Source organism: Gammaproteobacteria bacterium (assembly GCA_016712635.1).
GTDB lineage: Bacteria > Pseudomonadota > Gammaproteobacteria > SZUA-140 > SZUA-140 > JADJWH01.
The window spans coordinates 310,673-323,284 of the sequence record JADJQS010000006.1 but is presented as its reverse complement, the minus strand read 5'-3'; the positions used below and the strand labels follow the sequence as shown (position 1 = coordinate 323,284).

At 55.7% G+C, this 12,612-nt stretch carries 7 protein-coding genes; 2 read left to right on the top strand and 5 right to left on the bottom strand.

Annotation, left to right across the window (positions count from 1 at the left end; genetic code table 11):
* The first annotated feature begins 16 nt into the window (after window positions 1–16).
* Both dksA and acs read left to right on the top strand, forming a co-directional pair.
* Window positions 17–664 (top strand): RNA polymerase-binding protein DksA, encoded by a 648-nt coding sequence (dksA, locus tag IPK65_08410; protein MBK8163158.1) that lies wholly within the window; start codon window positions 17–19, stop codon window positions 662–664.
* A 404-nt stretch (window positions 665–1,068) separates the two neighbouring features.
* On the top strand, window positions 1,069–3,033 hold the full coding sequence (gene acs / locus IPK65_08405; GenBank protein ID MBK8163157.1) for an acetate--CoA ligase: 1,965 nt from the start codon (window positions 1,069–1,071) through the stop codon (window positions 3,031–3,033).
* A gap of 182 nt (window positions 3,034–3,215) precedes the next feature.
* On the opposite strand, the gene IPK65_08400 is transcribed toward acs, so the two are convergent.
* From IPK65_08400 to IPK65_08380, 5 genes are all read right to left on the bottom strand, one after another.
* Window positions 3,216–5,669 carry a hypothetical protein gene (locus IPK65_08400; protein ID MBK8163156.1) on the bottom strand — a complete coding sequence of 818 codons (2,454 nt, stop codon included), beginning with the start codon at window positions 5,667–5,669 and terminating at the stop codon, window positions 3,216–3,218.
* 111 nt (window positions 5,670–5,780) lie between these two features.
* Entirely contained in the window at window positions 5,781–7,145 is a 1,365-nt protein-coding gene (locus tag IPK65_08395; protein ID MBK8163155.1) for a DUF4365 domain-containing protein, read from the bottom strand.
* A gap of 190 nt (window positions 7,146–7,335) precedes the next feature.
* Window positions 7,336–8,475: an ABC transporter permease gene (locus IPK65_08390; GenBank protein MBK8163154.1), complete on the bottom strand. Its 1,140-nt coding sequence runs from the start codon at window positions 8,473–8,475 to the stop codon at window positions 7,336–7,338.
* Complete coding sequence (locus tag IPK65_08385) at window positions 8,472–9,698, bottom strand: ABC transporter ATP-binding protein (protein ID MBK8163153.1); 1,227 nt, start codon at window positions 9,696–9,698, stop codon at window positions 8,472–8,474. Before IPK65_08385 ends, IPK65_08390 begins: the two co-directional genes overlap by 4 nt.
* Before the next feature lie 766 nt (window positions 9,699–10,464).
* Complete coding sequence (locus IPK65_08380; GenBank protein MBK8163152.1) at window positions 10,465–12,243, bottom strand: sulfotransferase; 1,779 nt, start codon at window positions 12,241–12,243, stop codon at window positions 10,465–10,467.
* Window positions 12,244–12,612: the final 369 nt, after the last annotated feature.

Sequence of the window (12,612 nt, the reverse complement as noted above, 5' to 3'; positions counted from 1 at the left end):
GTCAGGAGAACTCTTGATGGCGGTCGCAAAGAGCAAGGCAGCAGCAGGCAAGGCGAAACCCAAGGCCAAGGCCAAGAAGGCGGTCCCCGCGGCCGCGCCGGCCAAGAAAAAGGCTGCCGCGAAAGCCCCGCTGAAGACCGTCGCCAAGGCCCCGGCGAAAAAGCCCGCGGCGGCGGCCCCTGCCCCGGCCCCGGCCCCGGCGAAGAAGAAACCGGCCGTGGCGCGCGGCGCCACGCACGCGGCGAGCCAGTTGTTCTATCTCGGACTCGAGCCCTACCAGGAAAAGAAGGGCGAGCAGTACATGGGCCCGAAGCAGGTCGCGCACTTCCGCGTCATCCTGAACACCTGGAAGAACAAGCTGATCGATGAGATGGAGCGCACCGTCGTCCATATGCGCGACGAGGCGGCCAACTTCCCCGACCCGAACGACCGCGCCAGCCAGGAATCGGACTTCGCCCTCGAGCTGCGCACGCGCGACCGCGAGCGCAAGCTGATCAAGAAGATCGACGAGTCGCTGCGCTCGCTCGAGAACAACGAGTACGGCTTCTGCGAGGTCTGCGGCGTCGAGATCGGCATCCGCCGCCTCGAGGCGCGCCCCACCGCCAACCTCTGCATCGACTGCAAAACCCTCGACGAAATCCGCGAGCGTCAGGTCAAGGGATAACCCATAAACGCTGATCGGGGACGGACTTAAGTCCGTCCCCTTACGCAGCTTGTAGAAGGGGACAGACTTAAGTCTGTCCCCTTTTTGTTTTTAAAGTCCGCCCCCTGCTCGCTATCCAGGGAAAGTCTGTCCCCTTACGCACTGTTTACAGACTGAGGGGACGGATTTCTCAATCCGTCCCCGTGTTCCGTGCTGATCGGGGACGGACTTAAGTCCGTCCCCGGCTCGCTACCTAGGCAGGGGACAGACTTAAGTCTGTCCCCTTTCAGTTTTTAGTCCGTCCCCACCCTGATCTCCACAGGCTTGTCTGCCCCGCCCCCGGTCGCTATCCTGTCCCCATGACTGTACGGGACGCACCGTTCCGATGCAGCGCCCCGTCCTTTACCATTACAAAAAGGCAGCCCATGTCCAGCTCCGATATCGATTCCATCCTGATCGAAAACCGCTCGTTCGAACCGCCGGCCGCCTTCGCCGCCGGCGCGCGCATCGATGCGAAGGCGCTCGCCGCAATGCACCGCGCGGCGGAGAAGGACCACGCCGGCTTCTGGGCCGCGCTGGCGCAGACCGAGCTGGACTGGCACACGCCCTTCACCCAGGCACTGGATGTCAGCCGCGCGCCGCACTTCCGCTGGTTCCACGACGGCACGCTCAACGTCTCGTACAACTGCCTCGACCGCCACCTGGCGATGGACGGCAGCAAGACCGCGATCGTGTTCGAGGGCGAGAAAGGCGATACGCGCACGCTCACCTACACCGAGCTGCACCGCGAGACGTGCAGGCTCGCCAACGCGCTGAAGCAGCGCGGCGTGACGAAAGGCGACCGCGTCATCATCTACATGCCGATGGTGCCCGAGGCGGTGATCGCGATGCAGGCCTGCGCGCGCATCGGCGCGATCCACTCGGTGGTGTTCGGCGGCTTCTCCGCCAACGCGCTGAAGGACCGCATCGAGGACGCCGGCGCCAAGGTCGTCATCACCGCCGACGGCGGCCACCGCGGCGGCAAGGTCATCGCGCTGAAGGCTGCCGCCGACCAGGCCATCGAGCACTCGGCAGTGAAGCCGGAATGCGTCATCGTGCTCAAGCGCAGCGGCGAAAATATCCCCATGCAAGCCGGGCGCGACGTCTGGTGGCACGACGCCGTCGCCAAGGTCGATGACAAGTGCGATCCGGTGTGGGTCGAGGCCGAGCACCCGCTGTTCATCCTCTACACGTCGGGATCGACAGGAAAGCCCAAGGGCATCCAGCACTCCAGCGCCGGCTACCTGCTCGGCGCGGTCACCACCATGAAGTGGGTGTTCGACCACCGCGCCGACGACATCTACTGGTGCACCGCCGACGTCGGCTGGGTCACCGGCCACACCTACGTCGCCTACGGCCCGCTCGCCGTCGGCGGCACCGTGATGATGTACGAAGGCGCGCCCACCGTGCCCGATCCCGGCCGCTTCTGGGCCATCTGCCAGCGCCACGGCGTCACCGTGTTCTACACCGCGCCGACCGCGATCCGCGCGCTGATGAAATTCGGCGAGGAGATTCCCGCGCGCTACGACCTGTCGCGCATCCGCCTGCTCGGCACCGTCGGCGAGCCGATCAACCCCGAAGCGTGGATGTGGTACCACAAGGTCATCGGACACGAGCGCTGCCCGATCGTCGATACCTGGTGGCAGACCGAGACCGGCGCCAACATGATCGCGCCGATCCCCGGCGCGGTCGCCACCAAGCCCGGCTCCTGCACCATCCCGCTGCCCGGCATCGACGCCGCCATCGTCGACGACAAGGGCAATCCCGTCACGCAGCCGGACAAGGGCGGCTACCTGGTGATCAGGAAGCCGTGGCCGTCGATGCTGCGCACCATCTGGGGCGACGATGCGCGCTACGTCGACACCTACTGGTCCAAGTTCAACAACCGCTATTACCTCGCCGGCGACAGCGCGCGGCGCGACAAGGACGGCTGCTTCTGGATCATGGGCCGCATCGACGACGTGCTCAACGTCTCCGGCCACCGGCTCGGCACCATGGAGGTCGAGTCCGCGCTGGTCGCGCACCCGAAGGTCGCGGAGGCCGCCGTCGTCGGCCACCCCGACCCGATCAAGGGCGAAGGCATCTTCGCCTACGTGGTGCTGAAGGGTGAACGCCCCGCACCCGGCACCGACAAGGCCTTGAAGGAGGAACTGCGCGCCTGGGTCGCCGAACAGATCGGCCCGATCGCCAAACCGGACGACATCCGCTTCTCTGACAACCTGCCGAAGACGCGGTCAGGAAAGATCATGCGACGGCTGCTGCGCACGATCGCGCGCGGGGAAGAGATCACGCAGGATACGTCGACGCTGGAGAATGAGGGGATATTGCAGCAGTTGAGGGGGAAGGAATAATAAACACTGACGTAAAATAAATCAAAACGTAGTATATAGAACCCAAATGTACCTTGTCTGTGCATGCAGAAAACAAGGATTTTGCTGCCGCTTAGAAAATGAATTTATTCATTATCAAACATACTATTTATAATTTTCCTATAATTTCTTTGTTGCTCGCAATATAACTTCATTGTTATATGTCACGCAGAACATATCACTATCTGAGGTCCCTGCTCTAAACCATCTTTTAGAAATTGAAATACTTGATTAGATGATATCCGATTATCTTTGGCCGTAAATTCAGCTAAACGTTTGAATAGTTTTCTATCAATGTTTTCATCCATCATTTCTCCATAGATAAATTGAACTGTACTTTTATAATTTGACCAAAGTCTGTGTGATACCTTGCGCTTACTTGATTGTGGTATGTTTTGATTTGATAAATTCAAAGCAATTGCCAAACATGAGCGAGCGAGATAATCAAGTTTGTCTTCTTCACCATCTTTTTTGAACTGGACCTTTCTATACCACCAATACCATAGTGCAGCAATTATCGAATCATCTACATGGATTCCATCAGCCTCAAGAAACACGATGCTTAAGAATTGTGCGAATTCTCTAACAATTATTGTGTAGTCTTTTCTGAGGTCCCAGATAGCATCAATGAAATAACTAAAGTTTAAATTATGCTCAAGTCTTTCAACTGCCATGCTTATGCTTAAACCACTTTCCATATATGGCTCAAGAACACGCAACACATCTACAAACCTTACTGGCACTCCGATTACATTCCAACGGCATAACTCTGAATATTTAATCGAGGCATCAAATCTTGTAATTCTCCCTAACTGAACAAGAAGCTCGATTATATCTATTGTAGTAATACATCTACTCTCATCTTCTGTATCACATACATATAGGCGAGCGATAGCGTCGTCAGAGTAAAATATATTGTCGGATGTTCGCATTATGTTTTTCTGATCATCTAAGGTATCAAGTTGCCCCTGATTCTCTTCAATTTGTATTGCCGATGGTTGCTCGATTTTTCTCGTGAAGCGAGCAAGCAAGGCTACTATTTTCTTTGCCTTATCGCAAAGTGGAGAGACAAATAAATTGTGACTCCACTTTTGGTACTGTATTAAGGTTGATTTTGCTATGGCGATTCTTGGTATAGTTTCCAAGAAATATTCGAGGATTCCGAGATCGTATAACACTAAGATTGAAATATTGTCGATAATAATACGGCTGTCGAGATAATTGGTATTTTCCTTTGGTATATAAGTTTTTGTGCTCATCATTAGATGATATTGGCGGTCATCTTTGCCGACATTCTTGGCAAGCTCCCACAAATATAAAAGGTCTGTGACATTTAATATTACTTTTGGCCTCAGACAGAATGGTATAGGAAGTAGTCCAGCTCTTAATAAATTTTCATGACGGAGATACCACCTACGCTTTTCTTCGGTCATGCCAGATATTTCTTTGAGCAGCTCTAAGAATTCTTCAGGTGAATCATTATTAAAAGAAACTGCTCTCATAAACCCAGATTTTGGAAATTTTCTTTGAAATTCTGCCAAACGACTATGGAAGTTACTAAGTTGTTCACTGCTTGGAGTAACTTTATCGCTAATAGTTGCGGCAAAAAACATTTGGAGAAATCCACCTTCTTCAATTTCATCATCCTTGTTATTTACTTCGCCGTAACGTGAACATATATCCAATAAACGATTACTTTCTGTATCAAGGCTAGTTTCTAGCAAAAACATAATCCGCAAGATGTTTGCTTTCTTAATTTTCTCGTCGGAATGTTCAAGTAGTCTTTCAAACAGATTCAAAGATTTATTTGTTAATCCACATCGCGATGCTATTTGTGCATATAATTCGAAAGCATACGGATCAAACTTATTGGTATGTATAACTTGTTCAAGTATTTCTAAAGCTTCGGGAGTATGACCGAGCTCATCTAATGCAAGCGCCTTAATTGCTTTTAGTCGTATTGACTCATCAAATCGTAGAAGTGCTTCTGTGGTTATTGATACGATTTCAGTCCACCCTGAGACGGTTGACCACGCTTGACATAGTCGAGTTGCTTCCCGCTCAGTAAATTGACGCTGTTCTGAGATGTTCTTTGCAACTCGAATTGCTTTGCTCGCTTGTACGCTATCTGTGATATCTAAATGATCAAATAATTGTGCTAGTACTTGTTTATCTATTTCCCCCTCTTCATATACTTTCCATAGCTCATCTATTGCTTCTGGTACGCTTAGTATATTATTTTTGATTGTCGACATAAGGCGATGAATAGCCAGCATCGCCCTACCATTTGGTAGAAGTTCAAGCGTATATAATAATTCGTCCCTCTCTTTAGAAAGAATCAAATCATCTGCACACTCCGCAGCAATTGCCAGTGCGATGTCGAGGTTATTCGGCATCGCACTTAACAGTTCGGTTTTGTGCTCTAACGCGGTACTAACAACAAGTCTTTTGTTCGATTGTTGGTATAGTATTAATATCTTGTGCACTATAACTGACGGATTAAGAGGTAACTTTAATAGTTGTTCATAAGCTATGTCATAATCATTATTATTGGCAGCGTATTTTAAAAGTGTTTCTTGTATGTATGTTGAGTTTTGGCGGACTTTTGAAAAGTGCATCAAATGCCTATAGAAATCCTCTTTATCATCGAAAAACAAACTGAGTATGCATGAAGCATCAAGTAATAAATATTCAGTTTCCTGCGGGTAACCTAGTTGTTGAGCAACATCCTATGCTAACTTAAAACCACTCCATGCTTTACGCATAATTTCAACAATCATGCCTGGCACGCCAGAAAATGGGTAGATTTCATCGGTGTTATCATCGATAGACCGACCCATGCCAATAATGAAATAGGATCGTGATTTAAATTCTAGAAGGGTTAATTGTTGACGCTTTGTAATTCCTGCCCGTAATAACTCATTCTCACAATATCGGGCGCAACTTTCGTAGTCTTTCTTTAAGAAGGAGACGAGTGCTCGAGAAACAAATACCTCATTATCATCTTCACTCCCTAAGACTTCTAATGCTTTTTCATATGAACCTAGGAGAGCATATAATTTAGCCTTTAATCGCGCGTACTCTGGCCCTGTCTTTTCTAGAATCTGATTTAATAAAATCTGCTCTTCTTGTTTATTACCATATTGTGAAAGCAATCTAGACTCAAGCAAGCCAAGATGATACTTCCTTATTGAAGGGTACTTACTATGTGCGATCTCATATTTTGGTAATGCTTCGGAATATTTTCCCATCAAATCTAGCAATCGAGCCATTTGAAAGTAATATTCTGCAAGTTCGTGATCGCTAGCCTCACTAATTCTTTGACTAATTCTATCTAGCTCATCAGATGAAAGATCTAAATTATTTGAAGATAGTAAATTAGATATGACATGAAGTTGTTTTGCGATACTACCATGTGGAGCATCTATCCACGGGCTATCCACTTCGGCTGTGATAGATGCTAGTGCGATCGGCGTAGAAGAAAATTTGTTACCTAGCTGACCTATGGCAGTTGTTGGATCTTCTACGTGTGAGCTTATAACGGTATATAACGAATTGAGTCTGAGGCGCTTATCTTGCTCATGCATCAAGTAATCCACCACATTAGTGGTATCATCTAAAGAGTTAGTAACGGGCATTCGAAAGATGTGATTAGCTTTATGTAGATGATCTAGAGAATGGTGGTCGCCTCGAAGTTCATCGAGTTCCTCATTCAGCCAAAGATAATATGCTTTACACTTTCGTGGATTTGGGTCGACGGTTAGATCGACAAAAACTAACATCACAGGATTACCTACACGAAGATAATAATTCAGCGTTGATAAGCTAACGTTTACAGAAATGAAGGTTCCATCTGCATTAAGTTTTTTATTTTTCCCATCTTCCCTTTGTTGTCTTGAACCTTTTATTTGTGCATTGAATATTCCCTTATATCTTCTCTGATTTACTAACTGTATCTGCATGTCAAGGCCTGCATCAGTATCGCCATCGGTTTGGGTTACTCTCCAATCAACTGGGTGTAAACCACGGAATGCGATAACTGCATGTTGGCCTATTTCTTGGCTTTCGCTTTCTTCTGGAAGATCTGGTTGCATCGTGGATTTAACGGAATATAAAGGTCTATATTAGTTAACAATATATCTTAATATACAAAGAACATAGAGTTATCTGGCATTTTACTTAATAACCTATATCTCTAATGACTGTGAGGGACAAATATGCAATCCAGGCAATCAACCTAAGGACAATTGGTTAGCCGCCGCATGAAAAGAAGAGTGCCTTCCTCTAGTCCAGTGTCCGCTTATAAAACCTCAATCCCAGCCCCAGCACCGCTGCCATGAAGGCGAGTATCGGCCACAGCTGCGGCCACAGTTCGTGCAGCGTATCGCCCTTGAGCAGGATGCCGCGCACGAGCTGCAGGAAGTGCGTCAGCGGCAGCACGTTGCCAATGGCTTGCGCCCATTCGGGCATGCCACGGAAGGGAAACATGAAACCGGACAGCAGGATCGACGGCAGGAAGAAGAAGAACGTCATCTGCATCGCCTGCAACTGGTTGCGGGCGATGGAGCTGAAGGTGATGCCCAGCGTCAGGTTGGCGGCGATGAACACCAGCACCACGCAGTAGAGCAGCAGCAGGCTGCCCACCATCGGGACGAAGAAGATGAAGCGCGCGGCGAGCAGGATCAGCGTCACCTGGATCAGGCCAATCAGGATGTAGGGCACGATCTTGCCGGTCATCACCTCGATGGGCAGCGCCGGCGTCGCGAGCAGGTTCTCGAAGGTGCCGCGCTCGCGCTCGCGCGTCATCGCGAGCCCGGTCATCAGGATCATGGTCATGGTGAGGATCACGCCGAGCAGGCCGGGCACGATGTTGTAGGCGGTGATGCCCTCCGGGTTGTAGCGGCGCTGCACGCGCAGGTCCACCGGCAGCTCTTCCGGCGCCCGGTCGGCGAGCACGCCTTTGAGGTCGTGCGCCAGCGCGCTCCTGGCGATGCCGTTCAGCGCGCCGAGCGCGTTGGCGGTCGCGGTGGGATCGGTCGCGTCCGCCTCCAGCAGCAGCGCCGGGCGCTCGCCGCGCATCAGGCCGCGCTCGAAACCGGGCGGGATGGTCAGCGCGAACTGCGCCTCGCCGTGTGCGAACAGGGTGTCCAGCTCCTCTTCGCTCTCGGCGTGCCGCACCACCCTGAAGTACTGGCTCGCCTGCAGCGCGCTGACCAGCGTGCGCGCGACCTGGCTGTTGTCCTGCGACAGCACCGCCGTCGGCAAGGATTTCGGGTCGGCGTTGATGGCGAAGCCGAACAGCAGCAGCTGCATGACCGGGATGCCGATGATCATGCCGAAGGTCAGGCGGTCGCGGCGGAGCTGGGTGAACTCCTTCACCATGATGCCGACCCAGCGGCGCAGGGAAAAGCCGTCGAGCCTCATCGGGAACCGCCCGCGCCGTCCATCAGGTGGATGAAGACGTCCTCCAGCGTCGCCGCGCTGCGCTCCCAGCGGTATTTCGCGTCGGCGCGGAACGGCGCGATGGCGATCTGGAGCGCGGCGGCGTCGACGCCCGCCACGTGCAGCGTGTTGCCGAAGGGCGTCACCTGGGCGATGCCGGGCAGGCCGCGCAATTGCCGCTCGAGCTGCGCCAGGTCCGGCCCGTGCACCACCCAGCTCTCCAGCGGCGACTGCGCGATCACCTCGTCCACGGTGCCGCTGGACAGCAGCGAGCCGTAGGAGATGTAGGCAAGGCGATGGCAGCGCTCGGCCTCGTCCATGTAGTGGGTGGAGACCAGCACCGAAATGCCGCGGGCAGCGAGCGCGTGGATCTCCTGCCAGAAGTCGCGCCGCGCCTTGGGATCGACGCCGGCGGTCGGCTCGTCGAGCAGCAGCAGCCTGGGCTCGTGCATCATGCAGGCGGCGAGCGCGAGACGCTGTTTCCAGCCGCCGGACAGCGTCCCGGAAAGCTGGTTCTGCCGCGAGGTGAGGCCGAGCTCGTCGAGCGCGCGCGTCACCGCCGCGCGGCGGTCGGACATACCGTACATGCGCGCGATGAAATCGAGGTTCTCGCGGATGGTGAGGTCTTCCCACAGCGAGAAGCGCTGCGTCATGTAGCCGACCTCGCGCTTGATCGCGCGCGTCTGGCGCACGACGTCGTAGCCGAGGCAGGTGCCGCTGCCGCTGTCGGGGGTGAGCAGGCCGCACAGCATGCGGATCGAGGTGGTCTTGCCGCTGCCGTTGGGGCCGAGAAAGCCGAAGATCTCGCCGGGCTTCACCTGCAGCGAGAAGTCCTTCACCACGTGCTTGTCGCCGAAGTGCTTGTTGAGCCCGCGCACGTCGATGGCGAGCGCGTCGTTCACAGGCTGACATCCACCGGCTGGCCGGGCTTCAGGCGCGCGGCATCGGCCGGACTCGGCCGCGCCTCGATCATGAACACCAGCTTCTCGCGCGCCTCTCGACTGTAGATCACCGGCGGTGTGAACTCGGCGGCGGGCGAGACATAGCTGATTGCGGCCTCGAGCGCGGCGCCGCAGCCGTCGCACGTCGCCTTGATTTTCTGCCCCACGCGCAGGCCGCCGACCACCGGCTCGGGCACGAAGAATCGCAGCTTGACGTTGCCGGGCGGCAGCAGGCTGACCACCGGCTTGCCCGCCGGCACCCACTCCCCTTCCACGAAGAAGGTGTCGTGGATCAGCCCGGCCTGCGGCGCGCGGCGCGACTTCTGTTCGAGCCGCCAGTCGGCCTGCGCGAGCGCGGCCTTCGCGGACTCCACCTCCGCGCGCGCCGCCTCGAGTTCGCCGGAACGGCCCAGGCTCTCCTTCGCCAGCGCCAACCGTGCCTGCGCCTCCTGTACCTGCGCCACGGCACTCGCAAGCGCGGTCTCATCCTCGTCGATGCGGTCGGGCGCGACGAAATTCTTCGCCAGCAGCTCGCGGTCGCGTTTCAATTGAATCTCGGCCAGCTTGCGCGCGGCCTCGGCCTGGTCCGCCGCGGCGCGTAGCGCGTCGATCTCGGGCGAGCGCAGGCCCTTGCCCAGGTTGTCCAACCGCGCCTGCGCGAGACGGAGCTGTGCCGCCGCCTGCTGCCGACCCGCCGCCTCGTTGCGCTGCTCGAGCGTGAACAGCTGGCCCTCCGCCTCGACCTGTTCGCCGCGCTGCACCGCGAGTTCCTCCAGTATGCCGGCCTCGGGCGAGGCGACCAGAATGTATTCCCCTTCCGCGTAGCCCTGATACTGCCGCGGCGGTTCGCTGTCGCACGCGGACAGAAGCCAGGGCATTCCGAGAATGAGCAGGATCCGTTTCATTTGCATCTTGGATATTACGGGATGGATCTGTGTTCCGCCGACGTCGGGCTTGTTTTTATTCAACCCGACCTGCGAGCTGGAACTGGAGGGGATACCGAACTCAAGGCCGGGAAGCCTTGAAAATACTATATATACCCGAACTGATCCATCCAATACTTCATCCTGGGGATAAACGGCTTGAGGTGCGCCTCATACCGCTTCCACAGGTGGGTGGAGTCCTTGTATACGTCTTCCACGACCTGGCTGTAGCTGGGGGTGTCGATCATCCGCCGTTGCCGGGCGGTTTGCTTGTGATCCAGCACGCCGCTGTCCCATTCCATGCCCAGGAACGAGACGAGGGACCGGATGACGCCCTCGGCGTCATGCGTCAGGTCTTCGTAGCGCACATTGTGCACGCGCAGGTCGTAGCGCTCCTGGCAGAGGCGGAAGATGGACATCGCGTTGTCGTACAGCGCCGACGCCCGCATGAGGTCCGACATCAGGTACATCGGCGCGTTCAGGCGGAAGTTCTGCTTGTAGTTGCTCAGCATGCAGTCGAGCGGGTGCCGCAGCGCCAGGATGTAGCGGGCATTCGGAAACAGGGCGTGCATCTCCGGCGCATAGACGAGGTTCAGCGGGAATTTATCGATGATGATATTCCTGCCTTCCGACCGGACGTGTTTCTTCAGCTCGCCGAAATAGAGCCTGCGCATCAGGCTCAATTCCTCATCACCCAGCGCCTCGATCTGCGCCAGCGGCCTGAATTCTCCAATATGAGAGGCCGACAGCGCCATCATCGGTTTTTCCTCGATGACCTCGACCTCCGGGTGGCCGCGGAGGAACGTGTCGAGCAAGGTGGTGCCGGATCTCGGAAAGCCGACCAGGAAGACGGGCTCGTCCTGATTGTCATGCGCCCTTACGGCCGGCCGTTCCCGGCTGGCGGACTGCAGGTCGAGCCTCCTTGCCTCGATATGCTCCAGATACCTCGATGCCGGTTCGTCCAGCTCCCGGTACGTGGACACGATCAGCGCGTTCATCCTGTGCATGTACAGGAAGGCATCGTTGAAGTGATTGGCCTTCTCGAGCGCCTTGGAAAGCAGTTCGAGCCGGCGGATTTCCTGGTTCCCCCTGAGGATGCCATCGCCTATCCCGCGGATCTCCGCGATCACCGCGTCGTATTCCTTCATCCTGAAGTGATAGATCGCCTTCCGCAGCTTCAATTCCGCCGGCAGCAGCGGGAACGCCCGCTGCATCGCCTCTATCGCGTCGCGTGCCGCATCCAGTTGATTGGATTTTTCATGGAGCTCGAACAGATTGCAGTGCGCATCGACGAAGTACGGCTTCAGCGCGAGCGCACGGGAGAAACTGGCGACCGCCTCGTCGAGCCTGCCCTGGCCCCTGAGCACATTGCCGAGGTTGTTGTGGGCGGCGGCGAAGTCGGGGTTCAGTTCGAGCGCGCGGACATAGCAGGCGGCGGCCTCGTCGAGCCTGCCCTGCTCCTTCAGGATATTGCCGAGATTGCTGTGCGCGTCGGGGAACGCCGGGTTGAGTTCGGAGGCGCGGCGAAACGCCTTCTCGGCGATGTCTCTCCTCCCGACTTGTGCGCCGGAGGCCCCCAGCAGGTTCCACAGCACGAACGAATCGGGGAATGCCGGCGTCAGCCCGAGCGCCTGTTCGGCTACGGCGGCGTGCTGGCCCTGGTCATAGAGGCCCATGAGGTGATCGAGCGTTTCCTGCGGCGGGTTCCGGCCGGTATCTGCCGACTGGCCGGCCACGCCCAGTTGGACGAGCGCCTGCCTGGCGCGCGTGTTGCCCGGAAAGTCCTGGAGCACACCCTTATATAAAGCGCGCGCCTCCTCGAACTCGCCTTTACGCTCATGCGACTTCGCTCGATGAAGCATTTGATCAACGGACAGCTTCGCCATGAATTCCCGCCGGGGCACATATCACAGCAAAGTTATCGGATGATCCCTGAGATGCTTAACCTCCCGGAGAGGAGCGTTCATCGCTCACAGCGACGCCGTCTGGCCTTCGTTGGCCGATGCCGGCAGCCCCGCTGCAGTCAACCTGCTGGATTCGATGTTGATGAAATATTGCCGGTTTTGTCACCCGATCAGGCCCCTTCGAAGGCCCGTGTCGCTGTTCCAGGCTGCAGGGCCATGCGGCCCTGGTTCCGATTCAGCCTAGTCTGCAGGACAACTGGGGAGGGATTATGAAACCCGTCCCTGATAAACCACCTGGGGACAGATTTTTTTAAATCTGTCCCCCCCCCCGCGGGGGGGCGGGGGGGGGCC

Coding starts and splice junctions, on each gene's coding strand:
- IPK65_08390 (MBK8163154.1), bottom strand. CDS start 8,475: ATGAGGCTCGACGGCTTTTCCCTGCGCCGCTGGGTCGGCATCATGGTG.
- acs (MBK8163157.1), top strand. CDS start 1,069: ATGTCCAGCTCCGATATCGATTCCATCCTGATCGAAAACCGCTCGTTC.
- IPK65_08380 (MBK8163152.1), bottom strand. CDS start 12,243: ATGGCGAAGCTGTCCGTTGATCAAATGCTTCATCGAGCGAAGTCGCAT.
- dksA (MBK8163158.1), top strand. CDS start 17: ATGGCGGTCGCAAAGAGCAAGGCAGCAGCAGGCAAGGCGAAACCCAAG.
- IPK65_08400 (MBK8163156.1), bottom strand. CDS start 5,669: ATGCACTTTTCAAAAGTCCGCCAAAACTCAACATACATACAAGAAACA.
- IPK65_08395 (MBK8163155.1), bottom strand. CDS start 7,145: ATGCAACCAGATCTTCCAGAAGAAAGCGAAAGCCAAGAAATAGGCCAA.